This is a genomic window from Pseudomonas syringae group sp. J254-4 (assembly GCF_032586855.1).
Taxonomy (GTDB): domain Bacteria; phylum Pseudomonadota; class Gammaproteobacteria; order Pseudomonadales; family Pseudomonadaceae; genus Aquipseudomonas; species Aquipseudomonas amygdali.
Map to the genome: position 1 here is coordinate 1 of NZ_JAWHOO010000004.1, position 26,350 is coordinate 26,350.

24 protein-coding genes, 1 other RNA gene and 2 pseudogenes are annotated in these 26,350 nt (G+C 55.0%); 13 read left to right on the plus strand and 14 right to left on the minus strand.

Annotated features, from left to right (window positions below):
• Positions 1-273: 273 nt before the first annotated feature.
• The 11 genes and pseudogenes from RYB09_RS06620 to smpB form a co-directional block, all read right to left on the minus strand.
• Positions 274-786: a hypothetical protein gene (locus tag RYB09_RS06620; RefSeq protein WP_122280609.1), complete on the minus strand. Its 513-nt coding sequence runs from the start codon at positions 784-786 to the stop codon at positions 274-276.
• Positions 787-788: 2 nt separating this feature from the next.
• Positions 789-1,955 (minus strand): hypothetical protein, encoded by a 1,167-nt coding sequence (locus tag RYB09_RS06625; RefSeq protein WP_122280608.1) that lies wholly within the window; start codon positions 1,953-1,955, stop codon positions 789-791.
• Positions 1,956-2,312: 357 nt separating this feature from the next.
• A pseudogene (gene tnpC, locus RYB09_RS06630) lies at positions 2,313-3,480 on the minus strand (IS66 family transposase); the annotation flags it as partial.
• A gap of 45 nt (positions 3,481-3,525) precedes the next feature.
• A pseudogene (locus RYB09_RS27155) lies at positions 3,526-3,588 on the minus strand (IS66 family insertion sequence element accessory protein TnpB); the annotation flags it as partial.
• Between the two features lie 243 nt (positions 3,589-3,831).
• Complete coding sequence (locus RYB09_RS06635; RefSeq protein WP_122280607.1) at positions 3,832-4,257, minus strand: DUF1493 family protein; 426 nt, start codon at positions 4,255-4,257, stop codon at positions 3,832-3,834.
• Positions 4,258-4,503: 246 nt separating this feature from the next.
• Positions 4,504-4,965 (minus strand): hypothetical protein, encoded by a 462-nt coding sequence (locus RYB09_RS06640; protein ID WP_005744965.1) that lies wholly within the window; start codon positions 4,963-4,965, stop codon positions 4,504-4,506.
• Positions 4,943-5,332: a polymorphic toxin type 44 domain-containing protein gene (locus RYB09_RS06645; protein WP_003313653.1), complete on the minus strand. Its 390-nt coding sequence runs from the start codon at positions 5,330-5,332 to the stop codon at positions 4,943-4,945. The genes RYB09_RS06640 and RYB09_RS06645 overlap by 23 nt, the downstream gene beginning before the upstream one ends.
• Before the next feature lie 29 nt (positions 5,333-5,361).
• Positions 5,362-5,862: an Hcp family type VI secretion system effector gene (locus tag RYB09_RS06650; protein ID WP_003313651.1), complete on the minus strand. Its 501-nt coding sequence runs from the start codon at positions 5,860-5,862 to the stop codon at positions 5,362-5,364.
• 249 nt (positions 5,863-6,111) lie between these two features.
• Positions 6,112-6,499: a transfer-messenger RNA gene (gene ssrA / locus RYB09_RS06655) on the minus strand.
• Positions 6,500-6,609: 110 nt separating this feature from the next.
• Entirely contained in the window at positions 6,610-6,894 is a 285-nt protein-coding gene (locus RYB09_RS06660; RefSeq protein ID WP_058407973.1) for a hypothetical protein, read from the minus strand.
• A 289-nt stretch (positions 6,895-7,183) separates the two neighbouring features.
• A complete protein-coding gene (gene smpB, locus RYB09_RS06665; protein WP_002555146.1) occupies positions 7,184-7,666 on the minus strand; it encodes an SsrA-binding protein SmpB in 483 nt (160 codons plus the stop codon).
• Positions 7,667-7,779: 113 nt separating this feature from the next.
• Here smpB and RYB09_RS06670 point away from each other — a divergent pair, with 113 nt between their 5' ends.
• Genes RYB09_RS06670 through RYB09_RS06680 form a run of 3 tightly spaced genes read left to right on the plus strand, consistent with a single transcriptional unit; the run spans position 7,780 to position 9,932 of the window.
• Entirely contained in the window at positions 7,780-9,183 is a 1,404-nt protein-coding gene (locus RYB09_RS06670) for a sodium-dependent transporter (RefSeq protein WP_029240803.1), read from the plus strand.
• 7 nt (positions 9,184-9,190) lie between these two features.
• The gene (locus RYB09_RS06675) at positions 9,191-9,625 is read left to right on the plus strand and encodes a type II toxin-antitoxin system RatA family toxin (protein WP_004656689.1); all 435 of its coding nucleotides are present in this window, start codon (positions 9,191-9,193) and stop codon (positions 9,623-9,625) included.
• On the plus strand, positions 9,618-9,932 hold the full coding sequence (locus tag RYB09_RS06680) for an RnfH family protein (protein ID WP_057412075.1): 315 nt from the start codon (positions 9,618-9,620) through the stop codon (positions 9,930-9,932). Before RYB09_RS06675 ends, RYB09_RS06680 begins: the two co-directional genes overlap by 8 nt.
• 64 nt (positions 9,933-9,996) lie before the next feature.
• Here the strand turns inward: RYB09_RS06680 and RYB09_RS06685 are convergent, their stop codons facing one another.
• Positions 9,997-10,518 carry an outer membrane protein assembly factor BamE gene (locus tag RYB09_RS06685; RefSeq protein WP_002555143.1) on the minus strand — a complete coding sequence of 174 codons (522 nt, stop codon included), beginning with the start codon at positions 10,516-10,518 and terminating at the stop codon, positions 9,997-9,999.
• A gap of 98 nt (positions 10,519-10,616) precedes the next feature.
• Between RYB09_RS06685 and fur the strand changes: the two genes are divergently transcribed.
• On the plus strand, positions 10,617-11,024 hold the full coding sequence (gene fur, locus RYB09_RS06690; RefSeq protein WP_002555142.1) for a ferric iron uptake transcriptional regulator: 408 nt from the start codon (positions 10,617-10,619) through the stop codon (positions 11,022-11,024).
• A gap of 62 nt (positions 11,025-11,086) precedes the next feature.
• On the opposite strand, the gene recN is transcribed toward fur, so the two are convergent.
• The gene (gene recN, locus RYB09_RS06695) at positions 11,087-12,760 is read right to left on the minus strand and encodes a DNA repair protein RecN (RefSeq protein ID WP_316887681.1); all 1,674 of its coding nucleotides are present in this window, start codon (positions 12,758-12,760) and stop codon (positions 11,087-11,089) included.
• 270 nt (positions 12,761-13,030) lie between these two features.
• Between recN and grpE the strand changes: the two genes are divergently transcribed.
• The 7 genes from grpE to greA all read left to right on the plus strand — a co-directional run bounded on the left by grpE (position 13,031) and on the right by greA (position 23,100).
• On the plus strand, positions 13,031-13,594 hold the full coding sequence (gene grpE / locus RYB09_RS06700; protein WP_316887683.1) for a nucleotide exchange factor GrpE: 564 nt from the start codon (positions 13,031-13,033) through the stop codon (positions 13,592-13,594).
• Between the two features lie 110 nt (positions 13,595-13,704).
• Positions 13,705-15,621 (plus strand): molecular chaperone DnaK, encoded by a 1,917-nt coding sequence (dnaK, locus tag RYB09_RS06705; RefSeq protein ID WP_005733029.1) that lies wholly within the window; start codon positions 13,705-13,707, stop codon positions 15,619-15,621.
• A gap of 326 nt (positions 15,622-15,947) precedes the next feature.
• Complete coding sequence (gene dnaJ / locus RYB09_RS06710; protein ID WP_002555138.1) at positions 15,948-17,090, plus strand: molecular chaperone DnaJ; 1,143 nt, start codon at positions 15,948-15,950, stop codon at positions 17,088-17,090.
• Positions 17,091-17,112: 22 nt separating this feature from the next.
• Complete coding sequence (dapB, locus tag RYB09_RS06715) at positions 17,113-17,916, plus strand: 4-hydroxy-tetrahydrodipicolinate reductase (protein WP_230016808.1); 804 nt, start codon at positions 17,113-17,115, stop codon at positions 17,914-17,916.
• Positions 17,917-18,132: 216 nt separating this feature from the next.
• Complete coding sequence (carA, locus tag RYB09_RS06720; protein WP_005733031.1) at positions 18,133-19,269, plus strand: glutamine-hydrolyzing carbamoyl-phosphate synthase small subunit; 1,137 nt, start codon at positions 18,133-18,135, stop codon at positions 19,267-19,269.
• Between the two features lie 136 nt (positions 19,270-19,405).
• Positions 19,406-22,627, plus strand: a complete 3,222-nt coding sequence (carB, locus tag RYB09_RS06725) for a carbamoyl-phosphate synthase large subunit (protein WP_058407969.1) — start codon at positions 19,406-19,408, stop codon at positions 22,625-22,627.
• Positions 22,624-23,100, plus strand: a complete 477-nt coding sequence (gene greA, locus RYB09_RS06730; RefSeq protein WP_002555134.1) for a transcription elongation factor GreA — start codon at positions 22,624-22,626, stop codon at positions 23,098-23,100. The genes carB and greA overlap by 4 nt, the downstream gene beginning before the upstream one ends.
• Before the next feature lie 81 nt (positions 23,101-23,181).
• Here the strand turns inward: greA and RYB09_RS06735 are convergent, their stop codons facing one another.
• Positions 23,182-23,493 carry a YhbY family RNA-binding protein gene (locus RYB09_RS06735; RefSeq protein WP_002555133.1) on the minus strand — a complete coding sequence of 104 codons (312 nt, stop codon included), beginning with the start codon at positions 23,491-23,493 and terminating at the stop codon, positions 23,182-23,184.
• Positions 23,494-23,596: 103 nt separating this feature from the next.
• On the opposite strand from RYB09_RS06735, the gene rlmE reads away from it, so the two are divergent.
• Complete coding sequence (gene rlmE, locus RYB09_RS06740; RefSeq protein WP_004666214.1) at positions 23,597-24,247, plus strand: 23S rRNA (uridine(2552)-2'-O)-methyltransferase RlmE; 651 nt, start codon at positions 23,597-23,599, stop codon at positions 24,245-24,247.
• A gap of 193 nt (positions 24,248-24,440) precedes the next feature.
• Entirely contained in the window at positions 24,441-26,345 is a 1,905-nt protein-coding gene (gene ftsH / locus RYB09_RS06745) for an ATP-dependent zinc metalloprotease FtsH (RefSeq protein ID WP_058400684.1), read from the plus strand.
• Positions 26,346-26,350 lie beyond the last annotated feature (5 nt).

Consider the following 26,350-nt stretch of genomic DNA (forward strand, 5'->3'; position numbering starts at 1 on the left):
GTCCATATGCTCGTTCGATATGGGGGGCGGTAGGCGAGCGGAGGCGAAAAAGACGCTTTAGGGCGTCTGCAGTTTGAGGCCATCGACGCTAGCCGTAGCCCCGGGAAGAAACCCTCGTTCGTGCGTGGGCTGACAGGCCGCTTAGCAGTCGCTCAATTGTGCGGACTTAGTCGCCTATATTATTCAGGACGGCAGTACCGAAGCCGAGGCCGCAACGGAGCGTGCTACAGACAGAAAGCTGGCATGCACTGTCATTTATCCATGGAAACGCCCTCAAAAATCGGCATCAGCCTCTCGATCTTCACGTTTGACGTGTAGATCCTCAATGAACAGATAATTTGAGTACATTACATAGAATATCGCCATAACTTGAACGAGGCTTAGGAAAGTGATGAACCCCATCGCTCCCGACTTTAAAAGGTGCCTGTATTCCAACGCATACGGTAGCCCATAGAGGACAAGCTTTAAGAAGTATATTGTTGATACTCCTACTGCTACACCAGCAGAAGCCATGATCGAGCCCACGATCTTTTCTAGTCTTCTAGTGTCTTGTAATGATTTGGAAAAATCAGCGGTCTGGATTTTCTGAGGAGCCTTTAGCTTCATTAAGGCGTTCGGATATATAAATGCTATCCAAATACCCATGATCGTAAACACCATGCCTGACGTTGTCAGTAATGTGTATCCGTAGTCTTTGAAATCAGCGTAGCTATATTGGATGTTTAAGAAGTACGCTGCGAGTCCTGTGGCGATTCCTATTAGTAAGAAAGTAATAAGCTTGAGCATGATTATGCTGTGCCTGTTTTAGGGTTTAAATTGTCTTTAATGATTGGCGCTAGATATCTAGCTCTGTTTTCATTTATCTTGCGAAAAAGGTGTTCTCCAGGAATAATATCCTCACCAAGATCATCGACTGATATTAGATCACTCAGCCGGAATGATTCCGCCCAAACAATTCGACCGGATTTGTCAGTGATAAATCCCGTGTCATCCCAGCTAGATGGGTTGTTATCCGATGCATGAGCATCAATGATTTCCTTTATTTCCTCCACGGTCGGCTTCGCTTCAACTCGAAACTCAACTTTGCGGTTTGTTTCATCTGCGGCTGATGCGAAAGGAACGTCAAATCTCTTAAAAAGACGATGCCATCCGACACGTTTGTCTGTTCTAGTAATAGATACTGTTTCTCTTTTAATGATATGCGTAACCCGGCTTGCGAGTTCTGTTAATTTTGCTGAAGAAGTAGATATGGTTCTCAAGGTCATCTCAAACTTATAATACATTTTGTACTTTTGGATCGCTATTTCTTCCTCTTTTTTTGACATGTCTTCCAACGGCTCTATCGAGGCTTCGATAGCATCCGCTAGCACAGCTTGCTCATCGCTTTCCGCGGGTAATGGAGTTGGCTCAGGAAACTGGATTCTAACCAATCCATTTTCTGTCTCAATTTTTTTATATTCCGGCAACGGAACCTTGAGATTAATGCACCCGGTTATCCATTCTTGAAACATTTTCGAGTCACAGCGTGAATTCTCGAACTTTAGCGAGGCCACAGTGTTCAAGTCGGGGATTACCCAGTAGTAACAAGGGCGTCCCCAGATTGTAGGTTTGTTAACTTTAACTTCTGTTTTTTTAATGGCTTTGTCGGCGGAGCCGTCGGGGTTTATAGATATTCCATACAGCGGACCTTGTTTGTCGCTGTCGCCTTTGAAAAGGATCAGGAGATAATCACCAGTAGCTGCATCGAAATGTATTTTATGAGCGTAACATATGGTTTTATTACGATGTGCTCTAGAATCCCAAGGGTTCGTAGTATCAAAATTACGGTCTTCAGCCCAGCCTTTTAGATTTGCCAGTGTTTCTTTGAGGTCGAGAGCTTGGGCCTCTGGTTTTGCGAAGCGATAAAGACCGCATTTAGTCACTGAGAAAAAATTCAAAAAACCATTTTGTAGCATTGCGAATTCCTATCTTGTTTACCTTCCTTGGGCTGCGGGAACAATTCACCGGCCTGGATCGGATCCAATATGAGTTTTATCACTTATAGTGTCATTTTGATATTGAAATATGCAAATTACAGAAAATTTCCCCGTAGGCTGACTTCGCTTTGAAGCCAGTTTCTATGACCTGAATAGGCATCCACCGACCATATATGCCAGTAATCATCGTCCATTCTAGGAGCATTTTGTCCGCATGCCGCTGCCGTACCACAGGCCAATATCATTGTATCCGCGCCACAAACCCCATCGAGCAAAAAATAAGGATTGGCTTTAGCGAGGCATCTCTGGCGAGCAGTTCCACGGCAGCAAGGCTTCCTAATCTTCTACCGATGCAGCATGCGGCAACCGCTCAAGTACGTGGCGCAGCCACGTATAAGGCTCTTGGCCGTTGAGTTTGGCGGTCTCGACCAAGCTGTAGATCTGGGCGCTGGCCTTGGCGCCTTTGGGCGTGTCGGTGAACAGCCAGACTTTTCGTCCGATGGCGAACGGCCTGATTGCTCTTTCGGCAGCGTTGTTGTCGATGGGTAGAAAACCAGCTTCGATATAACGCTCTATCCGGCTCCAGTTGTGAGCCAGGTAGTTCACCGCTTTACCCAAGGCACTTTGTGACGTGACCTGCGGCTGCGTTGTTTCCATCCATGCTTTGAGCTTCGTCAGCTCAGGCAGGCTTTTTTCCTGACGACCGATGTAACGCTGCTCATCGCTGACATCCTTGAGTTCACGCTCGATGCCATACAGTTTGTTAATGCATGCCAGTGCAACATCAGCGCGGCCTGTTTTGCCTTGAGGCTGCACTTTCTTTGCCTCCACGAACTTGCGCCGTACATGGGCCATGCACGCCAGACGTTCCACACCCGGTTGCAACGCCAAAGTGTTATAGCGCGCGTAATCGTCGGCCATCACGTAGCCCCGATAACTCTCCAGCAGGCACAGCGGCACTTCCTGCGCACGGCTGGTGGTGTAGTCGAACAGGACGACTTTTCAGTCTGGTGGTCCGCTGGCCTGTACCCACATCCAGGATTGGCTGGTCGGGTCACGATCCGGCTCTTTTAGTACCTGGGCTCGGGTTTCATCGCAGTGGATAAACGGGCTTTCGAATAATCGACAACGCATCAAATTCAAGAGCGGCTGTAAGTGCTCGCTGCACTTGGATCACCCTGCGCGCCAGCGTCTGGCGCGGTATCTCGATGCCATGTCGACTCAGCACCGTTTCGAAACGATTCAGAGGCAAACCGTCGACATATTTGGTGGTTAGCAGCATGGCCAATACGCTCGGACTGGCCATGCTCTTTTCGATCAACTGAGCCGGTTTGTCAGCCGTGACCGGTGCCGTTTCGCAACCGGGGCAACCGTAGACTTTGCGGATATGTTTAATCACCCGGATCTGCATCGGCACGATATCCAGCTGCTCGCTGGTTTCTTCGCTGATGACATGCTTGCGGCAACCGCAGGCACAGCTCAGTTCGTGCTCTGGCAGTTCCTGAGCCGTCAGCACGATGGCCTCGTCCGCCTCATTGGGAGGCGTTTTGAAACGCTCGGACTCTAGGCGCTTGAGCCGAAGGTAGAAGCCGTTGCCCTCCCAATAAAGGATTTACACCCGGTTACGTTGGCGAGTCAGAAAAACAAAAAAGCACGGGGTCGAACAAGGCGACTTTGATCTCCAGCTCGACCTGCGCAGCAAGTCCGTGGATGGATTTTCGGAATTACACAGGCTTGGGTTAGAGGTACTCTTTTTCGACTTTGGCGTCGGGTCGCATAATGAGCCGCTTACAGTTGATTCCTCGAAAAAACGATTCACTCGAATATCTACCCAGTTATCCCCTCAGTATAAAGGTTATCGTGTTTTTATACTAAATCCATCAATAGGGATTTCTTCGGTTTTATTATAAATTGGCAAGCTACTAAAGCTTGCTTTCTCAAGAGTTTCGCAGTTCCATGCCTTCATTTGGGCTGCTTTATAAAGCATGCCTAACGTCAGTACTGTCTTTGCACGCCGATCTATAGATCTGAAGAACACGAAAATGTCAGTCCCTTCAGGCTTGAAATAACGATAGTGGTCGTAGTCGCCGCGGTCGACGCCAAGGTGTTCGAAAAAATCTTCCATGAAGTCACTGGCATCGTCACCGTCAAGACCTAGATCCCAACTGACTCTGGTGGCGAGGCTGAGAATTTCAAATGCTTTTTTGCCGAACCCAACATAAAAGTAGATTCTCTCTATGAGATAATTAAGGATGTCATGGTTCAGATCGTTTTTATCCATTTTAAAATAGCACCTTGCTTATCTTCGATAAAGTTGTAGGTGTTCAGCGTTATGTCTCCGATCTTGTTGGGCTAGCATGCGGTATAAGACCTTCCGATAACGGACGTTAGCCGAGTGTGGCTGTACCTAGCCGCTGGTTTAACTAAGAGTCTAACGTCCAATTTCGTTCGACTCGGAACAGCAAGTTCTAGCTAGGGCTTGTCGGAAATTATCGATACAGTTAGCTCTAAAGTTAAGATTTATCTGTCAGTCCCTTGGCGTAGTATCTTCTTGAGTTAGCGTAATTCTGTAACTTCTAAGGTCGTCGCCTTCAGTGACATACTCCTTGCTAAAGTAACGGTAGACAGCACCCTTTACCGTGATTCCTACGCCATTGGGTGTGTCATGTATTGCGACGTTTTCTAAAGAGCTATCCGTGATGAGGAATTCGCTTTCCTTATTAAGTTTATGTAATACTTCTGAATCATCGCCTTCAAGCGGTTTGCTAATGAAAAAGCGTAGTGTGTCCACGTCGGTAGCCATGGCGCCGTAGCGCGTAACATACAGCCAATCACCCTGAGGAAGCCGCCGTTTTAACACTACTTCATCTGCGTCACTACCGAAATCAAAAAAGTCACCAAGAAACGTCTTGGCTATTAAAAAGATCACAAGTATCCAAAATGAATTCTTGTAAGTAAATCTGAAGTTAGTATCCTTTGGATTTTGCATACAAGATCCCCATTTTTATCCATTTCTGGTCTTTAGGGTCATCCCCGTATGGAGGCAGCCAGAACCAATGGCCCCACTTATGCTTTCGTGTTTTGGCTTCTCCTTGGGCGAACCCAGCGGCTCTCAGTAGAAGCTGTTCAGTTAATTGACCGGCTGTCCCAACAGCGCCGTAATGAAAATTGCCGAAGTCTTCCCACTCTGGATGTTTCTGCTTGTAGTCCCACGGGCTCTTGTTACGTACTTTGTAGTAAAACCAACTCATGAACGCACCCGTGCTAGGATCTTTTTTCCACTGATCGTTCGCGAGCTTCATGTGGACGTCTACATTGACTCCGGGAGGAATGACTGCTGGCATTTCGTAATTCATCGCCTGTCCCTGCGAAATCTAATGAGTAGTTATGAAAATATCTTGTTACTGATAGCATCCCAGCCGCCAGCAATTTGTCCAGCGCTTTGCCCTGTTTTTCGACTTTGCTTGGAGTAAATAAGTTGAATTCTTCCATAGTTCAGAGCGATAAGTTCGCTTGGGAAACTGTTATCCTGGTCGCCATTGCCCGTTAATGAAAAAGAACTGATAATAACTTCTTCGAGTTTTATCTCCAGGTATTTGACTTTTGGGTCGCCAGCACGGAAAAGATGCACAGATACCTGCTTGAAGTGCTTACCGCTGCAGCATGCCTCATGAAGCTTTGGGGTGGCATTATCAACAGCCTTACGAACGAGCATGTCGCTCATGTAGGCCCTGCCCGAGGTTGCACCGCCGGCCGATGTGGAGGTAGCTGAGGCAGTCTGGCTAGCCGAAAGGTCGAAGTCTTGCAGCTCGATCCAGTTTTCGTAGCCTTCTGAGAGAGTCTCGCCGGGAACTCCTTCGATCTGCAGATATGCTTCTAATGACATCTTCAATTCCTTTTAATGCGATCCAGAGCTTTTGATACTACACGGAAGCATTTTTGATGTGAATCGCTCAGTCTGTGGTGTAGGACGCGCATTGTGCAGAGAGGGGGGCAAAAAATTTTCAGTAGAAAATCAGGCCCGCCGGGCAGCCAAGGCTGTAATAAAGCTGGCATTACTGAGCCAATACGGCCCAAAAAGGCACAAAAAAAGCACTTGCGATGAACGCGAAGTGCTTTATTTGTAACGCTTGTATGGTGGAGCCGGGGGGATTTGAACCCCCGTCCGCCAGTACTCCGCTGTCGGTACTACATGCGTAGCCGTGTCTATTAAGTTAACCCTCAGCGACCCGACGGGCAGGGTGCTTTGGGCGAGCTGTGTAAGTTTTAGCCGATTCGTCCACAGCGTACTGCACGGCGATTCTGTTCTATATGACAATCATTTTGGGTTTACAGACATCCCCTGATGATTGCTGGAGCCGAAGCTACCAGAAGTGCGGCTAGGCTGCTTACGCAGCTAGTTGAGCACCGTAGTTTTCGTCATTGGCAACTATAGAAAGTTGCAACAGTGGATTTACGAGTTCTGTTACCAACTCGGCATGCACCTAAAGTTTCATCACCGGCGTCGAATCCAAATCGGCCCCGAGACTGCTTTCGCAGTCGCTGGGGCGCAGTGTACGCCGATTGGCGTGCCACGTCGACCCGTTTGCTGCAATCGATCAGGCTAGCCGGGTGGCGAGCCTGATCGAAGGGGTTACTTGGTGCCTTCGCTGCCCGAGCCGGTGTTTTTCAGCGAGGTGATCACCTTGGTGGTGATTTCGACGCATTTTTTCTCGTCGTTCTGAGCTTGAGCCGCTTTGGCGTTTTGCTCAGTGGTTTGTAGCATTGTCTTGTTTTCCGGGCTCAGGTTGGTGCCGGAAGAAACCTGAGCATTTTCAATCGTTTTGATGTTTGCAGCGCACAAATCATCGGCGGCAAAAACCGGCGAAGCCAACAGGGCGGCGCTGAGGAACAATCCAGTGAGGGCGGTACGCATCATGTGTCTCTCCTTATAACCTGTGGACTCGGTATGGCCGGTCGTTGAGGCCGTCGCCCGAGGGTTTGAAAGCCCGTTCATGTTCAGGGCCTAAAGGATTGACTGTGCTGTAGCGCAGGCGTTCTATTTTATTTTCAGACAGATGCGAAAAAGCCACATTGGGCGGTTAAGGCACCAAAGTGGGGCGATCTTCGCGTTGAGGTTGTGATTGTGCGGGGTGGGATAAGGGGCAGATGGATTGAAAGTGCGCACTGCCAAATGCCCGTTACAGGCATTTGGCACAGGCAGGAAGTTAGTCGTCCTTGCCCTTGGAGCGCACGGCACGCTGTAGCTCACGGTCCGAGTCGCGTTCACGCTCGGTGTGGCGTTTGTCGTATTCCTTTTTACCTTTACCCAGCGCGATTTCGCACTTGATCAAGTGCTCCTTCCAGTAAACGGAAAGGGCCACGCAGGCATAGCCTTTCTGTTGAACCGAGCTGGTGAGCTTTTCGAGCTCGCGCTTGTTCAGCAGCAGTTTTCGGGTGCGTGTCGGGTCAGCGATGACGTGCGTGCTGGCAGTCTTGAGAGGCGTGATGTGGCAACCCATCAGCCAGGCCTCGCCATCCTTGAGCAGCACGTAACTGTCGACCAGCTGTACCTTGGTGGCACGCAGGCTTTTTACTTCCCAGCCAGCCAGGACCAGACCGGCCTCGAACTTGTGTTCGATGAAGTAATCGTGACGCGCCTTTTTATTTTGCGCGATGGTCCCTGTAGGGTTTTTCTTGAGCTTAGCCATAGGGGGCGCATTATAGGGAGTTGCATCAATGTCGGCTATGGGAAAGCGCGTGCTTGAGCACAAAGGTTGAATCCCGGACAATGCGCGATCTTTTTTGGCTGGGCGTTTCGATAATGTCGACGGACAAGGTTTCAGTCCACGGTAGCTGGGCAAGCCGCTGGGTGTTCATCCTGGCTGCCACAGGTTCTGCCGTGGGGCTGGGCAGCATATGGAAATTTCCGTACATGGTCGGTGCCTATGGCGGCGGTGCATTTGTACTGGTTTTTCTGGCGTGCATCGCGCTGATCGGCATTCCGGTGATGATCGCCGAGACGCTGATTGGCCGTCGTTCCCGACTCAGTCCTGCGAATGCGCTCAAGACGCTGGCGCTGGAAGCGGGGCATTCGGCGCGGTGGTCATGGGGGGCTTTTGCCGGAATGATCACGGCTTTGCTGATTCTCTCCTTTTATAGTGTGGTGGGCGGCTGGTCGCTGGATTACATCATCGACATGGGGCGCGGCGATTTTCAGGGTGTTTCGCCGGATCAGGTCGGTGCCTATTTCGGCGCGGTGATTGCAGACCCTTGGCGTCTGATTCTGTGGCACACCATTTTCATGCTGCTGTCGGCGGTGGTGATCGGCAAGGGTGTCGAGGCCGGTCTGGAGAAGAGCCTGCGCATCATGATGCCGATGCTGTTCCTGCTGATGCTGGCGCTGTTGGGCTATAGCCTGACCACCGGGCATTTCATGGAAGGCGTGCATTTCATGTTCGACTTCAATCCCGACAAGGTACTCGATGGTTTGCTGCCTGCGATGGGGCATGCGTTCTTTTCCCTGAGCGTCGGTGTCGGCTCGATCATGGTCTACGGCGCTTACATGACCAAGGGCGCATCCATCAGCACCACGGTTGTTGGCATCGCGTTGCTCGACACCTTTGTTTCGCTGCTGGCGGGCCTTGCACTGTTCCCTATCGTTTTTGCTGCCGGCCTGAACCCGAGTGAGGGGCCGGGCCTGATGTTTGTAACGTTGCCATACGCGTTCGGCAACGTGGCATTCGGGCAGTTGATGGGCGTCGTATTCTTCGTGCTGGTGGCTGTAGCGGCCTGGAGCTCGGCGATTTCGCTGCTTGAACCCATGGTTGCCTATCTGGTTGAGCGCACCCGTATTCGCCGCGCGTGGGTGACGTTCTGGCTGGCATTTACCTGCTGGTTTGTGGGGCTGGGAACGGTGTTCTCGTTCAATATCTGGCAAAAAGCCAAGTTTTTCGTGAACGATGGAGGTGTATTCCACCTCTACCAGTGGGGCGCATCGACTGGCCTGGACTTCTTTGGAGTCATTGATTTCTTCACTTCGCGGATCATGTTGCCGCTGGGTGGGTTGTGTTTTGTGGTATTCGCTGGTTGGGTGATGAGCCGTGAGACGGTGCGTGACGAGTTGTCGATTCGCAGTCCGTTGCTCTTCAACCTGACGTTCTTTTTGATGCGCTACGTGGCGCCGCTCGGCATTCTTGTGGTGTTTGCCGCTCAGCTCTGGAAATGACGCTCACATGACTACGCATATACAACGCTCTGCTTTACTGCCGTACCCGGCCGGGTTTCTTTATGACCTGGTCAATGATGTGGCCCGTTATCCCGAGTTTCTGCCGTGGTGTTCCTCTGCCACCGTGCTCGAGTCCAGCGAAGCGCAGATGCGCGCCAGCCTGGAAATTGCCAAGGGCGGTCTGAGCCAGAAGTTCATGACGCGCAACACGCTTACCCCAGGCGAGTCGATCGTGATGGACCTGGTTGAGGGGCCTTTTGAGCAGTTTCATGGCGTCTGGACATTCAAGCCGCTGGGCGAGAAGGCCTGCAAGATCAGCCTGGATCTGTCCTTCGATTATGCCGGCTCTATCGTTCGCGCCACGCTCGGGCCGCTGTTCAATCAGGCGGCCAATACGTTGGTGGACGCGTTCTGCCAGCGAGCGAAAGAGCTGCATGGCTGAAGCAGTGATTCAGATTGAGGTGGTGTACGCCTCTGTGCAGCGTCAGGTGTTAATGACGCTGGATGTTCCGGCAGGCTCTTCGGTGCGTCAGGCACTGGCTCTCAGTGGCATGGACAGGCAGTTTCCGGAGCTGGATCTGACGCAGTGTGCCGTGGGCATCTTCGGCAAGGTGGTGGCTGATCCTTCCACACGGGTGCTGGAGGCGGGTGAGCGAATCGAGATCTATCGTCCGCTGTTGGCCGATCCCATGGAGATCAGGCGTCTGCGTGCCGCCAGGGCGCGGGAGAAACGGACGCTTCCCGGCTGAACGCTGACTGAACGAAAGGCACAAAAAAGCCCGGCATGCCGGGCTTTTTGTTGAGCGCTGAGGGCTAACGAGAGTTGGTGTCCAGAGGCTCTTGGGTCGGGACAGGTACGGTCTCGACGCTGTCCACGTCTTTCTGGATCTTGTCCAACAACGAACCTGGCTTGGCCGGCTCTTCAGGCTTCTGCACCGGCTGATTCTCTGCCGGGACAGTGGTATCGCTGCCTTTGCCGAGAATGGCTTCATCGCGGCTGACACCGGGCATGAAGTCGCCAGACAGGCTTACAAGCTGGTCATTGCCGTTGAATATAAGGCTGACACGCTCCTGCTGGCGTTCACCGCCACCTGGCTGCAGGCTGTACAGGTAATCCCACCGATCGGAGTGGAAAGTGTCGGTCAACAGGGGGTTGCCCATGATAAACCGTACTTGCCGTCGGGTCATTCCGGGGCGTAACTGGTCTATCATGTCCTGCGTGACGACATTACCCTGCTGGATGTCGATTTTGTAAACCCCGGGGAATGAACAACCGGCGAGTGCGAGCAGTCCCACGAAGGTGAAACTGGTTAGCAAGAGCTTGGTGTTTTGCATCGGTGGGCGACTTCCACTATCTTGGCTGGGACAACGTAAACCCCGATCATACCTGCATTAAGAGAAGCTGCGAAGCAGCGTCTGCGAGAAAGCTGACCATGGTTGAAAATAGCGAACTACGTAAAGCAGGACTAAAGGTAACCCTACCAAGGGTTAAAATACTCCAAATGCTCGATTCTGCCGAGCAGCGCCACATGAGTGCCGAGGATGTCTACAAGGCGCTTATGGAGGCAAGCGAGGACGTCGGCCTGGCCACGGTTTACCGTGTTCTGACCCAGTTTGAAGCCGCTGGATTAGTGGTGCGCCACAATTTCGACGGCGGTCATGCTGTGTTTGAGCTGGCTGATGGCGGCCATCACGACCACATGGTCAACGTGGAGTCAGGTGAGGTAATCGAGTTCTTCGACGAAGAAATCGAGAAGCTTCAAAAGGCTATTGTCGAAAGACACGGCTTTGACCTGGTTGACCACAATCTGGTGCTCTACGTCCGCAACAAGAAGGCGTAAGCCAGACGGCGTAAAAACCAGCACCAAAGGCGACCCCGGGTCGCCTTTGTGCTTTCTGCGCTTCAGCTTTTAGCGGTAACGACCATCTTTTTGGCGTGCGCCAGAGATTCCTTGGTCAGGTCGATGCCCCCCAGCATTCGGGCCACTTCTTCTATGCGCTCGGTCTTGCTGAGTTTGGAAACCGCCGTACGCGTGGCGTCGTTGTCGCGGACCTTGTGCACAAACAGATGCTGATGGCCCTGCGCGGCAACCTGCGGCAGGTGGGTGACGGTCATGACTTGCCCGCGCTCGCCCAGACGACGCAGCAATTGCCCCACGATCTCGGCGGTCGGCCCGCCAATGCCCACATCGACTTCGTCGAATACCAGCGTCGGCACCCGCGAGGTTTGTGCAGTAATGACCTGAATTGCAAGGCTGATACGCGACAGCTCGCCACCCGACGCGACTTTCGCCAGCGCTTTCAGTGGTTGGCCGGGGTTGGCGCTGACCAGTAGCTCTACCTGCTCAAGACCGTGAGGCGACGGTTCTACGCTGGCATTGGCTTTAAGGTCGATCTGGAAACGACCGCCCGGCATGCCCAATCGATGAATTTCCTGCTCTACGGCGCTGGCCAGTGTCGTTGCCGAATTGCGGCGCAGGTCGCTTAGTTCGCGGGCCTTCTCCTGATAGTGCCGGGCAAATGCCTGCACTTCGTGCTCCAGGCGTTCGATGGATTCATCATTGGCATTCAGTGTTTCTATTTCATCCAGCAGCTTTTGCTGCAGCGTGGCCACTTTACCTGGCTGAATGCGGTGCTTGCGCGCCAGTGTATAGATTGCATCAAGACGCTCTTCAAGCTGTTGCAGTCTGGCCGGGTCGGCATCGAAGTGATCCAGAAAACGGTTCAGTTCGCCTACCGCTTCTTCTACCTGTATCTGCGCGCTGGACAGCAAACCAGTGGCCTCGCTCAGTGCGGACGGCGAATGGTCGACGCTGCCCAGCCGATGCAGGCTGGCAGTCAGGGCATTGAGCACGTTGCCGGAATCGCTTTCACTGCACTGCTCGACCACTTGTCGGCAAATGCTCAGCAGGCTTTCGGCGTTGGTCAGATCTTTGTGTTCCTGCTCGAGCTGCTCAAGCTCGTTTTCGCCCAGGCTCAGGCTTTCCAGCTCTTCGAGCTGATAGCTGAGCAGTTGATGGCGTGCGCGCTGCTCGTCCCCTGAATTGGAAAGGCGCTCCAGCTCTTGTCGCGTCTGCCGCCAGCGCTGTGCGGCGAGATGGACCTGACGGGCCAGGTCGGTAGCGCCAGCGTATTCGTCCAGCAGGCGTCGGTGGGTATCGGTCTTGAGCAGCGACTGATGCTCATGCTGGCTGTGGATATCAATGAGCAGTTCACCCAGTGCCTTCAAATCTCCCTGAGGGCAGGGCGAGCCATTGATGTAGGAGCGTGACCGACCTTCGGCGGTAATGACCCGGCGCAGGATGCAGGGGCCGTCGTTGTCCAGGTCGCGCTCTTTGAGCCAGGTCTGTGCCTCGGGAATGTCGCCCAGGTCGAATGTGGCCAGGATGTCGGCCTTGTCAGCGCCTGGCCGGACCACGCCGCTGTCGGCACGGTCGCCCAGCGTCAGGCCCAGGGCATCGAGCATGATCGACTTGCCAGCGCCGGTTTCGCCGGTGATGACGCTCATGCCTCGATCCAGTTCAAGGTCAAGGTGTTCGACAATGGCGTAATTGTGTACGGAAAGGTGCACCAGCATTGAGCGGCTCCCGGGCTGTTTGTCTGGTTATTTATACAGTGTTTTATTTGTTGCTGACAATGCCTTCGCTTAGCTCGATTTGATCGGTTTGCAGTGGTTTTTAGTCGCTCTTGTGTCGGTCCGCAATTTTTCGCTCGTCCGGAATCCGCATTATTTGTCAGGGAATGCGTATCTCGATTGCATGAAACCCTTGAAGCCGGAAATTCCGATCCCATATAGGTGGACAGAAGCGCGAATCGGGATCGCGGACGTTTTTAGAGGAGAACATGTATGGCTGACGAACAGAATCTGGATGCGCAGGCTCAGGATCAGGCTGCCGAGGCGGGCGCGGGTGAAGAACTGACAACCCGTGTGCAGGTGCTCGAAGAGCAACTGGCTGCTGCGCAGGACCAATCCCTTCGCGTGGCTGCGGATCTGCAGAATGTCCGCCGCCGTGCCGAGCAGGATGTTGAAAAGGCGCACAAGTTTGCGCTGGAAAAATTTGCCGGTGATCTGTTGCCGATCATCGACAGTCTGGAGCGAGGCCTTGATCTGTCCAGTCCGGACGATGAAAGCATTCGCCCGATGCGTGAAGGCATCGAGCTGACCTTGAAGATGTTTCAGGACACCCTCAAGCGTTATCAGCTGGAAGCCATTGATCCACATGGTCAACCGTTCAGTGCCGACCAGCACCAGGCGATGGCCATGCAGGAAAGTGCCGACGTCGAGCCTAATACTGTGCTCAAGGTATTCCAGAAGGGTTATCAGCTTAATGGTCGCCTGTTGCGCCCGGCCATGGTCGTGGTCAGCAAGGCACCGTCGCCTGCAACGCCGTCAATCAACGAGCAGGCTTGAAATCAGCTGTAAGGCCCCCATTTAGAGGTCAAGCGTTTAAGAGCTACCGCACGGTGTAAGCGCACTGGCGGCAACCAAATCCAAGTTTTGCAAGTTTCGGGAGAGTCAAGATGGGCAGAATTATCGGTATCGACCTGGGGACTACCAACTCCTGCGTCTCCATTCTGGAAAACGGTAACGTCAAGGTTATCGAGAACGCAGAAGGTACTCGTACTACACCTTCGATCATTGCTTATGCCAATGACGGCGAGATCCTGGTGGGGCAGTCCGCCAAGCGTCAGGCCGTTACCAATCCGCACAACACGCTGTATGCGGTAAAGCGTCTGATTGGTCGTAAGTTCGAAGAGGATGTCGTTCAGAAAGACATCCAGATGGTCCCTTACAAGATCGTCAAGGCTGACAACGGCGATGCCTGGGTTGAAGTGAATGGCCAGAAAATGGCGCCTCCTCAGATTTCCGCTGAAATCCTGAAGAAAATGAAAAAGACTGCCGAAGACTACCTCGGTGAAGCGGTTACCGAAGCGGTCATCACCGTTCCGGCCTACTTCAACGACAGTCAGCGTCAGGCTACCAAGGACGCCGGCCGTATTGCAGGTCTGGACGTCAAGCGCATCATCAACGAACCAACCGCGGCCGCTCTGGCTTACGGTATGGACAAGGCCAAGGGCGACCACACTGTCATCGTTTATGACCTGGGTGGCGGTACTTTCGACGTCTCGGTCATCGAGATCGCCGAAGTTGATGGCGAGCACCAGTTCGAAGTGTTGGCCACCAACGGCGACACGTTCCTGGGCGGTGAAGACTTTGACATTCGTCTGATCGACTACTTCGTCGACGAATTCAAGAAAGAAAGCGGCATGAACCTTAAGGGTGACCCGCTGGCCATGCAGCGTCTGAAAGAAGCTGCCGAGAAAGCCAAGATCGAGCTTTCTTCCAGCACCCAGACCGAAGTCAACCTGCCGTACATCACTGCAGATGCAACCGGTCCAAAGCACCTGGTCGTGAAAATTTCGCGCTCCAAGCTGGAATCGCTGGTTGAGGACCTGGTTCAGCGCACCATCGCTCCTTGCGAAATGGCGCTTAAAGATGCTGGCATCGACAGAAGCAAGATCAACGACGTGATTCTGGTCGGTGGTCAGACCCGTATGCCGCTGGTGCAGAAGCTGGTAACCGAGTTCTTCGGTAAAGAAGCACGTAAAGACGTCAACCCTGACGAAGCCGTTGCAATGGGTGCTGCTATCCAGGGCGCTGTATTGGCCGGTGATGTCAAAGACGTTCTGCTGCTCGACGTCAGCCCGCTGACTCTGGGTATCGAAACCATGGGCGGCGTGATGACTGCGCTGATCGAGAAAAACACCACGATTCCTACCAAGAAATCTCAGGTGTTCTCGACTGCCGATGACAACCAGAACGCGGTAACCATCCACGTACTGCAGGGTGAGCGCAAGCAAGCCGGTCAGAACAAGTCCTTGGGCAAGTTCGACCTGGCCGAGATTCCACCTGCTCCACGTGGCGTGCCACAGATCGAAGTAACCTTCGACATCGACGCAAACGGCATTTTGCATGTTGGCGCGAAAGACAAGGCGACCGGCAAGCAGCAGTCCATCGTGATCAAGGCCAACTCCGGTCTTTCCGAGGAAGAAATTCAGCAAATGGTCCGCGATGCTGAAGTCAACTCCGAAGAAGATCGCAAGTTCGAAGAGCTGGCCTCTGCCCGTAACCAGGGTGATGCGCTGGTCCACTCGACTCGCAAAATGATCGCTGATGCGGGTGACAAGGTCACTGCTGAAGAGAAGACTGCTGTCGAGGCTGCACTGGTTGCTCTGGAAGCCGCTATCAAGGGCGACGACAAGGCTGCTATCGAAGCCAAGGTTGAAGAGCTGTCGAAGGTTTCCGCGCCAATCGCTCAAAAGATGTACGCCGAGCAGGCCGAAAACCCTGAAGCAGCGGCCAAGCCTGCTGAAGAGAACGCCAAGGCTGACGACGTTGTCGATGCCGAGTTCGAAGAAGTGAAAGACCACAAGTAAGCGCAGGCTCACTTGAACGCCGGTTGACCTCTTTCGAGCGCTGACTGGTAGGATGTCGCCGCGCGGGAGCTTGCTCCCGCGTTGGCGTGTCTGGAACAAGCAAAATTTCGGCGTGCGGATTTGCTCCGCAAGCCATGTGGCAAGATCGCTACGCTCCTGCGTGGCGAATCATTCTGCCGCTTTCTCGGCCAGATCCATCTGGTTGTTGAACGAAGACCAGGATCGTTGAATTGACGTGAGTTGGGTCCGGGGCCTGTATGGGGCTCAACGAGTTTGGCAGGGCTCAGGAGGGTCTTGCCGAACGTCCTCAAGAGTGCGGAAGAATTATGGCAAAGCGTGATTATTACGAAGTGTTGGGAGTGGAGCGAGGCTCCAGCGAGGCGGACCTGAAGAAGGCTTATCGCCGTCTGGCGATGAAGCATCACCCTGACCGCAACCCTGATGACAAAGCATCGGAAGAGCTGTTCAAAGAGGCCAACGAGGCCTACGAAGTGCTTTCCGACGCCAGCAAACGCGCGGCCTACGATCAGTATGGCCATGCCGGTGTCGACCCAAGCATGGGTGGCGGCGGTGGTTTTGGTGGCGGTGCCGGTGGTGCCAACTTCTCCGATATCTTCGGTGATGTGTTCAGTGATTTCTTTGGCGGTGGCCGCGGCGGTGGTGGCGGTGGTCGTGGCGGTGCCCAGCGCGGCAGCGATCTGCGCTATACGCTGGAGCTGAATCTGGAAGAAGCGGTTCGCGGTACTAACGTGAATATCCGCGTTCCGACACTGGTCAACTGCAAGCCGTGCGATGGCAGCGGTGCCAAGAAAGGCTCGTCGCCCGTTACCTGCCCTACGTGCGGTGGTATCGGTCAGGTGCGCATGCAGCAGGGTTTCTTCTCTGTGCAGCAAACCTGCCCACGCTGCCATGGTCACGGCAAGATCATTTCCGACCCGTGCGATTCGTGCCACGGCGAAGGCCGTGTCGAAGAGTCCAAGACGCTTTCGGTCAAGGTGCCGCCAGGTGTCGATACCGGTGACCGCATTCGTCTGTCTGGCGAGGGCGAGGCGGGTACTCAGGGTGGGCCTACCGGTGACCTGTATGTCGTGATCAATGTGCGCGAACACGCGATCTTCCAGCGTGACGGCAAGCACCTGTTCTGCGAAGTGCCTATCAGCTTTACCGATGCGGCGCTGGGCGGCGAGCTTGAAGTGCCGACGCTCGATGGTCGCGTCAAACTGAAAATCCCCGAAGGTACCCAGACCGGCAAGCAGTTCCGCTTGCGTGGCAAGGGTGTCGCTCCGGTGCGTGGCGGCGGTGCCGGTGACTTGATGTGCCGTGTAGCAGTTGAAACCCCGGTTAACCTGAGCAAGCGTCAGCGCGAGCTGCTTGAAGAGTTCCGCACTTCGCTTGAAAACGACGAATCCCACTCTCCCAAGGCCAGTGGCTGGTTTGAGGGTGTGAAGCGTTTCTTCGGCGATCTGTAAGGCTTATCAACGGGAGCAGGGCATGCGACGTATTGCTGTAGTGGGCGCCGCCGGGCGCATGGGCAAGACCTTGATCGAGGCGGTTCAGCAGGCAGCGGGTGCCGGGTTGACCGCCGCTATCGATCGTCCTGACAGCACGCTGGTGGGTGCGGATGCAGGCGAGCTGGCTGCGCTGGGGCGTATCGGTGTGCCGTTGTCGGGCGACCTGGCAAAAGTGGCGGATGAGTTCGACGTTTTGATCGACTTCACCCACCCTTCAGTAACGCTGAAAAATCTGGCGTTCTGCCGTAAGGCCGGCAAGGCCATGATTATCGGCACGACTGGCTTCAGTGCCGAAGAGAAGCAGCGTCTGGTCGAAGCGGGTAAAGACATCCCGATTGTGTTCGCTGCCAACTTCAGCGTTGGTGTAAACCTTTGCTTGAAGTTGCTGGACACCGCCGCGCGTGTTCTGGGTGATGAGGTCGATATCGAAATCACCGAGGCGCACCACCGGCACAAGGTCGATGCGCCGTCCGGCACCGCCTTGCGCATGGGGGAAGTGGTTGCCAGTGCGCTGGGTCGCGACCTGGAAAAAGTCGCTGTCTACGGCCGTGAAGGCCAGACCGGCGCGCGTGATCGTCAGACCATCGGGTTTGCGACCATTCGTGCCGGTGACGTTGTCGGCGACCATACCGTGCTGTTCGCAGCAGACGGCGAGCGGGTCGAGATCACCCACAAGGCATCCAGTCGCATGACCTTTGCCAAGGGGGCCGTACGGGCTGCAATGTGGCTCGACGGCAAGGCGCCAGGGCTTTACGACATGCAGGATGTACTGGGCCTGCATTGATTTCATACAGGGCCATTCGTGGCCCTGTCGCATTTTCCCGCACTTCAGGCTCATTGGTGGTAGACCAAAAAGGGCCTTTTCTGTAAGCTACAGCTTTAGTGTGTCCACTAAAAGCGCGCAGATGATTCCATAAGAAAGCGGGGTGACGTAACTACGTCATTCCGCTTTTTTGCAGCCTGCGATCGCCCTTTCAGGTTTTATTTACGGGAGGTCTTCTTGACTAAGCCAGCCATACTCGCCCTTGCTGATGGCAGCATTTTTCGCGGCGAAGCCATTGGAGCCGACGGTCAGACCGTTGGTGAGGTGGTGTTCAACACCGCAATGACAGGCTATCAGGAAATTCTTACCGATCCTTCCTACGCCCAGCAAATCGTTACCCTGACTTACCCGCACATCGGCAATACCGGTACCACGCCTGAAGACGCAGAGTCCGATCGTGTCTGGTCCGCTGGCCTGGTCATCCGTGACCTGCCGCTGGTCGCCAGCAACTGGCGTAACAAGCTGTCCCTCGGTGATTACCTGAAAGCCAATAACGTCGTTGCCATCGCCGGTATCGACACGCGTCGCCTGACCCGCATCCTGCGTGAGAAAGGCGCCCAGAACGGCTGCATCATGGCTGGCGACAACATTTCCGAAGAAGCAGCCATCGCTGCTGCTCGCGGGTTCCCCGGCCTCAAGGGCATGGACCTGGCAAAGGAAGTCAGTACCAAGGACACCTACGAGTGGCGTTCCAGTGTCTGGAACCTGAAGACCGACAGCCACCCTGAAATCGCTGCTTCCGAGCTGCCCTATCATGTGGTCGCTTACGACTACGGCGTCAAGGTCAACATTCTGCGCATGCTGGTCGAGCGCGGTTGCCGGGTGACTGTGGTGCCTGCGCAAACGCCTGCCAGCGACGTGCTTGCCTACAAACCCGACGGTGTTTTCCTGTCCAACGGCCCTGGCGACCCCGAGCCGTGCGACTACGCCATCAAGGCGATCAGGGAAGTGCTGCAAACCGAAGTGCCGGTATTCGGTATCTGCCTGGGTCACCAGCTTCTGGCCTTGGCTGCCGGTGCCAAGACCGTGAAAATGGGCCATGGCCACCACGGTGCAAACCACCCTGTTCAGGATCTGGACACCGGTGTGGTCATGATCACCAGCCAGAACCACGGTTTTGCTGTTGATGAGGCCACGCTGCCGGGCAATGTTCGCGCCATTCACAAGTCGTTGTTCGACGGCACCCTTCAGGGTATCGAGCTGACCGACAAGAGCGCATTCAGCTTTCAGGGTCACCCTGAGGCGAGCCCGGGCCCGAATGACGTCGCGCCTCTGTTTGATCGCTTTATCGAAGCCATGGCCAAGCGACGCTGACCGGTTGCCTTGAGACTGTAATACGCAGGTGCCCTGGGCGGCCCCGGATCAAGTGTCCGGTTGCTGCCGCCCAGGCCACCTCAAAGAAATGTTCAAGACGGCTTGCCGACTGACCTGCGGATTTGAGTGACAACCCATGCCAAAACGTACAGATATTAAAAGCATCCTGATTCTCGGCGCCGGCCCCATCGTGATCGGCCAGGCCTGTGAATTCGACTACTCCGGCGCCCAGGCCTGCAAGGCACTGCGCGAAGAGGGTTACCGCGTCATCCTGGTGAACTCCAACCCGGCCACCATCATGACCGACCCGGCCATGGCCGACGCCACCTACATCGAGCCGATCAAGTGGCAGACCGTTGCCAAGATCATAGAAAAAGAGCGTCCTGACGCACTGCTGCCAACCATGGGCGGCCAGACGGCTCTGAACTGCGCACTGGATCTGGAGCGCGAAGGCGTTCTGGAGAAGTTCGGCGTGGAGATGATCGGTGCCAACGCCGACACCATCGACAAGGCTGAAGACCGCTCGCGTTTCGACAAGGCCATGAAGTCCATCGGCCTGGCGTGCCCGCGTTCCGGTATCGCGCACAGCATGGATGAAGCCAACGCGGTTCTCGAAAAGCTCGGCTTCCCGTGCATCATTCGTCCATCGTTCACCATGGGCGGCACGGGCGGCGGTATCGCTTACAACCGTGAAGAGTTCGAAGAAATCTGCGCTCGCGGTCTGGACCTGTCGCCGACCAAAGAACTGCTGATCGACGAATCGCTGATCGGCTGGAAAGAGTACGAAATGGAAGTTGTCCGCGACAAAAAGGACAACTGCATCATCGTCTGCTCGATCGAAAACTTCGACCCGATGGGTGTGCACACCGGTGACTCCATCACCGTTGCTCCGGCACAGACCCTGACCGACAAGGAATACCAGATCCTGCGTAACGCCTCGCTGGCAGTGCTGCGCGAGATCGGCGTTGAAACCGGTGGCTCCAACGTTCAGTTCGGCATCTGCCCGAACACCGGCCGTATGGTCGTGATCGAGATGAACCCGCGTGTATCGCGCTCCTCGGCGCTGGCCTCCAAGGCGACCGGCTTCCCGATCGCCCGCGTTGCCGCCAAGCTGGCAGTCGGCTACACCCTTGACGAGCTGTCGAACGAAATCACCGGCGGCAAGACCCCGGCATCGTTCGAACCGTCAATCGACTATGTCGTCACCAAGCTGCCGCGTTTTGCTTTCGAGAAGTTCGCCAAGGCCGATGCCCGCCTGACCACTCAGATGAAGTCGGTCGGTGAAGTCATGGCCATCGGCCGTACCTTCCAGGAATCCCTGCAGAAAGCCCTGCGCGGTCTGGAAGTCGGCGTTTGCGGTCTAGATCCGAAGCTGGACCTGAGCCACCCTGAAAGCATGAGCACGCTCAAGCGCGAGCTGACTGTGCCGGGTGCCGAGCGTATCTGGTACGTCGCTGACGCCTTCCGCGCGGGCATGACGGTTGAAGATATCTTCGCCATGAACATGATTGACCCCTGGTTCCTGGTGCAGATCGAAGATCTGGTCAAGGACGAGGAGAAGGTCAAGACGCTGGGCCTGTCGGCAATCGATCGTGACCTGATGTTCCGCCTCAAGCGCAAGGGCTTCTCCGATGCGCGCCTGGCCAAGCTGGTCGGCGTCACCGAAAAGAACCTGCGTACGCATCGTCACAAGCTGGACGTGTTTCCGGTCTACAAGCGCGTCGACACCTGCGCTGCCGAGTTTGCAACCGACACCGCGTACCTGTACTCGACGTACGAAGAAGAGTGCGAAGCCAACCCTTCGACGCGCGACAAGATCATGATTCTCGGCGGTGGCCCTAATCGTATCGGCCAGGGTATTGAGTTCGACTACTGCTGTGTACACGCCGCCCTGGCGCTGCGTGAAGACGGGTACGAGACCATCATGGTCAACTGCAACCCGGAAACCGTTTCCACCGATTACGACACCTCTGACCGCCTGTACTTCGAGCCTGTCACCCTGGAAGACGTGCTGGAAATCGTCCGGGTCGAGAAGCCTAAAGGTGTGATCGTTCAGTACGGTGGCCAGACGCCGCTGAAACTGGCGCGTGCCCTTGAAGCAGCCGGTGTGCCGATCATCGGCACCAGCCCTGACGCCATTGACCGTGCGGAAGACCGTGAGCGCTTCCAGCAGATGGTCGAGCGCCTCAACCTGCGTCAGCCGCCAAATGCCACTGTGCGCAGCGAAGACGAAGCCATTCGTGCTGCGGCGAAGATCGGTTATCCGCTGGTGGTGCGCCCGTCCTATGTACTGGGCGGCCGCGCGATGGAAATCGTGTACCAGGAAGACGAGCTAAAGCGTTACCTGCGTGAAGCGGTTCAAGTGTCCAACGACAGCCCTGTGCTGCTGGACCACTTCCTGAACTGTGCCATCGAAATGGACGTCGATGCGGTCTGCGACGGAACTGACGTGGTGATCGGCGCGATCATGCAGCACATCGAGCAGGCGGGCGTTCACTCCGGTGACTCCGCATGCTCGCTGCCGCCTTACTCGCTGCCTGCACACATCCAGGACGAAATGCGCGAGCAGGTCAAGAAAATGGCCCTGGAGCTGGGCGTTGTCGGCCTGATGAACGTACAGTTGGCACTTCAGGGCGAAGATATCTACGTCATTGAAGTCAACCCGCGTGCATCGCGTACCGTGCCGTTCGTTTCCAAATGCATCGGTGTTTCCCTGGCCATGATCGCGGCTCGCGTGATGGCAGGTAAAACCCTGAAAGAGCTGAACTTCACCAAGGAAATCATCCCGAACTTCTACAGCGTGAAAGAGGCAGTGTTCCCGTTTGCCAAATTCCCTGGCGTTGACCCGATCCTCGGTCCGGAAATGAAATCGACCGGCGAAGTGATGGGCGTGGGCGATACCTTCGGTGAAGCGTTCGCCAAGGCCCAGATGGGCGCGAGCGAAGTGCTGCCGACTGGCGGTACTGCTTTCATCAGTGTGCGTGACGATGACAAGCCTCTGGTTGAAGCGGTCGCCCGTGACCTGATCAATCTGGGTTTCGAGATTGTTGCTACCGCAGGTACTGCCAAGCTGATCGAAGCGGCAGGCCTGAAAGTACGTCGCGTGAACAAGGTGACCGAAGGGCGCCCACACGTGGTTGACATGATCAAGAATGACGAAGTTACCCTGATCATCAACACCACCGAAGGTCGTCAGTCGATCGCGGATTCCTACTCCATCCGTCGCAACGCCTTGCAGCACAAGATCTACTGCACCACTACCATTGCAGCAGGCGAAGCGATCTGTGAAGCGCTCAAATTCGGTCCCGAGAAGACCGTACGTCGCTTGCAGGATCTACATGCAGGATTGAAGGCATGATCAAATACCCAATGACTGTTCAGGGCGCTCGCGCCCTGGAAGAAGAGCTGACTCACCTGACCAAGGTGATCCGTCCCAAGTTGAGCCAGGACATCGGTACTGCGCGCGAACTGGGCGACCTCAAGGAAAACGCCGAATACCACGCTGCCCGCGAGCAGCAGGGTATGGTCGAGGCGCGTATTCGTGATATCGAAGGCCGCATGCAGAACGCTGTGGTGATCGACGTTACGACTATTCCGCACACTGGCAAGGTGATTTTCGGCACGACAGTCGAAATCGCCAACGTCGAAACCGACGAAAGCGTTGTCTACCAGATCGTTGGTGAGGACGAGGCGGATATCAAGAAGGGCAAGATTTCAGTGGGTTCGCCCATTGCTCGTGCCTTGATTGCCAAGGAAGAGGGCGATGTTGTCGTCGTGAAAACGCCTAGCGGCGTTATCGAATACGAAATCATCGAAGTGCGTCACATCTGATGCCTGTCGCCCGCTTTGGCGGGCACAGTCAGCAGCAAAAAAGAGTCAGGGCACGCCTTTTGGCGGCCCTGACTTCTGTTTTTATCCGTGTGCGCGATGGACGTTGGAGAGCTGCTTGTTTACCTTTGGGTTCTTGCGGTAGATCAGCGCCATTTTGCCGATGACCTGTACAAGGTCCGCCGAACCGGCCTTGCACAGTTCTGCAACGGCGCCCAGGCGGCTTTCGCGGTCAAGGATATTGAGCTTGATCTTGATCAGCTCGTGATCGCTCAATGCGCGTTCAAGCTCTGCAAGTACACCTTCAGTCAAACCATTGTCAGCCACGATCAACACCGGTTTCAGATGGTGGCCAATGGATTTGTATTGTTTCTTCTGCTCTGGAGTGAGCGGCATAATCTGACCTCTGCGTCTGATCTTTTAAAAGCGGCGGCCAGTTTACCCGAGCGAGTCCGGGACCGCCCAGTTAATCACGACTCGTTTATTTTTGAGGTGCCCCGTGGCCCGTTCCAAGACAAGCCATAACTGGCTCAAAGAACACTTCGACGACAAATACGTCAAAATGGCGCAGAAGGACGGTTACCGTTCGCGTGCCAGCTACAAGCTGCTCGAGATCCAGGAAAAGGACAAACTCATCCGTCCGGGCATGACCGTTATCGACCTTGGTGCTGCGCCGGGAGGCTGGTCGCAGGTGACCAGTCGTCTGATCGGCGGTCAAGGTCGTCTGATTGCTTCCGACATCCTTGAAATGGACAGCATCCCGGATGTGACTTTCATTCAGGGGGATTTTACCGAGGACAAGATTCTCGAGCAGATCCTTGAGGCAGTCGGTAATACGCAGGTAGACCTTGTGATTTCCGATATGGCCCCCAATATGAGTGGATTGAGCGCTGTAGATATGCCGCGTGCGATGTTTCTCTGTGAATTGGCGCTCGATCTGGCCGGTCGGGTACTACGTCCCGGTGGCGATTTTCTGATCAAGGTCTTCCAGGGTGAAGGCTTCGATGTCTACCACAAGGATATTCGTAAGCTGTTTGACAAGGTGCAGATGCGCAAGCCTTCGTCATCCCGCGACAGGTCACGTGAGCAATATCTGCTGGCTCGCGGCTTTCGTGGAATCGACGGGGCAGCCAGCATTGAGCGCTTTTGAAGGGGCGCGATAGCTTTTTTCAAATGGCGTTTCCGATGCAGCATGACTGAACATTGTGTTGTCAAAGTTTCACAAAGGGTTACAGACGGTGTCTGCCGTATCTGTAGGTTCTGTAGTAAGTTAGGCCGGTGAATATCATGCGAGGCACGCTTGCTGCGTGGAGCTTGCTTCAGAGGGTAGCTAATTGAACGATATGGCAAAGAATTTGATCCTGTGGTTGATCATCGCGGCTGTCCTGGTGACGGTGATGAACAACTTCTCCAGCCCTAACGAGCCGCAGAACCTCAACTATTCCGAGTTCATCCAGCAGGTCAAGGATGGCAAGGTCGAGAAGGTCTCTGTCGACGGCTACGTCATTACGGGCAAGCGCAGTGATGGCGACACCTTCAAGACCATCCGGCCGAACATCCCGGACAATGGTCTGATCGGTGATCTGGTCAGCAACAACGTCGTGATCGAAGGCAAGCAGCCTGAGCAGCAGAGCATCTGGACCCAGTTGCTGGTGGCCAGCTTCCCGATACTGGTGATCATCGCGGTGTTCATGTTCTTCATGCGCCAGATGCAGGGCGGGGCGGGCGGCAAGGGCGGCCCGATGAGCTTCGGCAAGAGCAAGGCGCGTCTGCTGTCTGAAGATCAGGTCAAGACCACTCTGGCCGATGTTGCCGGTTGTGACGAAGCCAAGGAAGAAGTCGGCGAACTGGTCGAGTTCCTCCGTGATCCGGGCAAGTTCCAGCGTCTGGGCGGCCGCATCCCGCGTGGTGTGCTGATGGTCGGTCCTCCGGGTACCGGTAAGACACTGATCGCCAAGGCCATTGCTGGCGAGGCGAAAGTGCCGTTCTTCACCATTTCCGGTTCTGATTTCGTCGAGATGTTCGTGGGTGTTGGTGCAAGCCGCGTCCGTGACATGTTCGAACAGGCCAAGAAACATGCTCCTTGCATCATCTTCATCGACGAAATCGATGCGGTCGGTCGCCATCGTGGCGCTGGCATGGGTGGTGGTCACGACGAGCGTGAACAGACTCTCAACCAGTTGCTGGTCGAGATGGACGGTTTTGAAATGAATGACGGCATCATCGTCATTGCCGCAACCAACCGTCCTGACGTACTGGACCCGGCGCTGCTGCGTCCAGGTCGTTTCGACCGCCAGGTAGTTGTAGGTCTGCCGGACATTCGTGGCCGCGAGCAGATCCTCAAGGTTCACATGCGCAAGGTTCCGATGGGCGAAGACGTCAACGCAGGCGTTATCGCTCGCGGTACGCCGGGTTTCTCCGGTGCCGATCTGGCTAACCTGGTCAACGAAGCGTCGCTGTTCGCTGCTCGCTCCGGCAAGCGCGTCGTAGAGATGAAAGAGTTCGAACTGGCCAAGGACAAGATCATGATGGGCGCTGAGCGCAAATCGATGGTCATGTCCGAAAAGGAAAAACGCAACACGGCTTACCACGAAGCAGGACACGCTATCGTCGGACGCCTGGTGCCTGAGCATGATCCGGTTTACAAGGTCTCGATCATCCCGCGCGGTCGTGCGCTGGGTGTGACGATGTTCCTGCCGGAAGAAGACCGTTACAGCCTGTCCAAGCGTGCGTTGATCAGCCAGATCTGCTCGCTGTACGGTGGCCGTATCGCGGAAGAAATGACCCTTGGCTTCGATGGCGTCACAACCGGTGCCTCCAATGACATCATGCGTGCCAGCCAGATTGCCCGGAACATGGTCACCAAGTGGGGGCTGTCTGAAAAACTCGGCCCGCTGATGTACTCGGAAGACGAAGATGCAGGTTACCTGGGGCGCGGCAGCAGCCAGAACTCCAGTGTTTCCGGCGATACTGCCAAGCTCATCGACTCCGAAGTGCGCAGCATCATCGATCACTGCTACGGCACTGCCAAGCAGTTGCTGACGGACAATCGTGACAAGCTTGAAGCGATGGCCGATGCGCTGATGAAGTATGAAACCATTGATGCCGATCAGATCGACGACATCATGACCGGTCGCGTGCCTCGTGAACCGCGTGACTGGGGCGGTGGTTCGGGTACCAGCGGTACTCCGATCACACCTGACCCTCGTCCGGAAACTCCGATTGGCGGCCCTGCTGCCGAGCACTAAGGTCT

What these genes read in the sequence shown, in the direction of transcription:
- dnaK (WP_005733029.1), top strand. Translation starts at nt 13,705, where the DNA reads ATGGGCAGAATTATCGGTATCGACCTGGGGACTACCAACTCCTGCGTC.
- RYB09_RS06620 (WP_122280609.1), bottom strand. Translation starts at nt 786, where the DNA reads ATGCTCAAGCTTATTACTTTCTTACTAATAGGAATCGCCACAGGACTC.
- RYB09_RS06635 (WP_122280607.1), bottom strand. Translation starts at nt 4,257, where the DNA reads ATGGATAAAAACGATCTGAACCATGACATCCTTAATTATCTCATAGAG.
- RYB09_RS06640 (WP_005744965.1), bottom strand. Translation starts at nt 4,965, where the DNA reads ATGCAAAATCCAAAGGATACTAACTTCAGATTTACTTACAAGAATTCA.
- RYB09_RS06660 (WP_058407973.1), bottom strand. Translation starts at nt 6,894, where the DNA reads ATGATGCGTACCGCCCTCACTGGATTGTTCCTCAGCGCCGCCCTGTTG.
- RYB09_RS06675 (WP_004656689.1), top strand. Translation starts at nt 9,191, where the DNA reads ATGACTACGCATATACAACGCTCTGCTTTACTGCCGTACCCGGCCGGG.
- dnaJ (WP_002555138.1), top strand. Translation starts at nt 15,948, where the DNA reads ATGGCAAAGCGTGATTATTACGAAGTGTTGGGAGTGGAGCGAGGCTCC.
- greA (WP_002555134.1), top strand. Translation starts at nt 22,624, where the DNA reads ATGATCAAATACCCAATGACTGTTCAGGGCGCTCGCGCCCTGGAAGAA.
- RYB09_RS06735 (WP_002555133.1), bottom strand. Translation starts at nt 23,493, where the DNA reads ATGCCGCTCACTCCAGAGCAGAAGAAACAATACAAATCCATTGGCCAC.
- carB (WP_058407969.1), top strand. Translation starts at nt 19,406, where the DNA reads ATGCCAAAACGTACAGATATTAAAAGCATCCTGATTCTCGGCGCCGGC.
- fur (WP_002555142.1), top strand. Translation starts at nt 10,617, where the DNA reads ATGGTTGAAAATAGCGAACTACGTAAAGCAGGACTAAAGGTAACCCTA.
- RYB09_RS06685 (WP_002555143.1), bottom strand. Translation starts at nt 10,518, where the DNA reads ATGCAAAACACCAAGCTCTTGCTAACCAGTTTCACCTTCGTGGGACTG.
- grpE (WP_316887683.1), top strand. Translation starts at nt 13,031, where the DNA reads ATGGCTGACGAACAGAATCTGGATGCGCAGGCTCAGGATCAGGCTGCC.
- RYB09_RS06625 (WP_122280608.1), bottom strand. Translation starts at nt 1,955, where the DNA reads ATGCTACAAAATGGTTTTTTGAATTTTTTCTCAGTGACTAAATGCGGT.
- RYB09_RS06650 (WP_003313651.1), bottom strand. Translation starts at nt 5,862, where the DNA reads ATGTCATTAGAAGCATATCTGCAGATCGAAGGAGTTCCCGGCGAGACT.
- recN (WP_316887681.1), bottom strand. Translation starts at nt 12,760, where the DNA reads ATGCTGGTGCACCTTTCCGTACACAATTACGCCATTGTCGAACACCTT.
- RYB09_RS06680 (WP_057412075.1), top strand. Translation starts at nt 9,618, where the DNA reads ATGGCTGAAGCAGTGATTCAGATTGAGGTGGTGTACGCCTCTGTGCAG.
- RYB09_RS06670 (WP_029240803.1), top strand. Translation starts at nt 7,780, where the DNA reads ATGTCGACGGACAAGGTTTCAGTCCACGGTAGCTGGGCAAGCCGCTGG.
- RYB09_RS06645 (WP_003313653.1), bottom strand. Translation starts at nt 5,332, where the DNA reads ATGAATTACGAAATGCCAGCAGTCATTCCTCCCGGAGTCAATGTAGAC.
- dapB (WP_230016808.1), top strand. Translation starts at nt 17,113, where the DNA reads ATGCGACGTATTGCTGTAGTGGGCGCCGCCGGGCGCATGGGCAAGACC.
- smpB (WP_002555146.1), bottom strand. Translation starts at nt 7,666, where the DNA reads ATGGCTAAGCTCAAGAAAAACCCTACAGGGACCATCGCGCAAAATAAA.
- ftsH (WP_058400684.1), top strand. Translation starts at nt 24,441, where the DNA reads ATGGCAAAGAATTTGATCCTGTGGTTGATCATCGCGGCTGTCCTGGTG.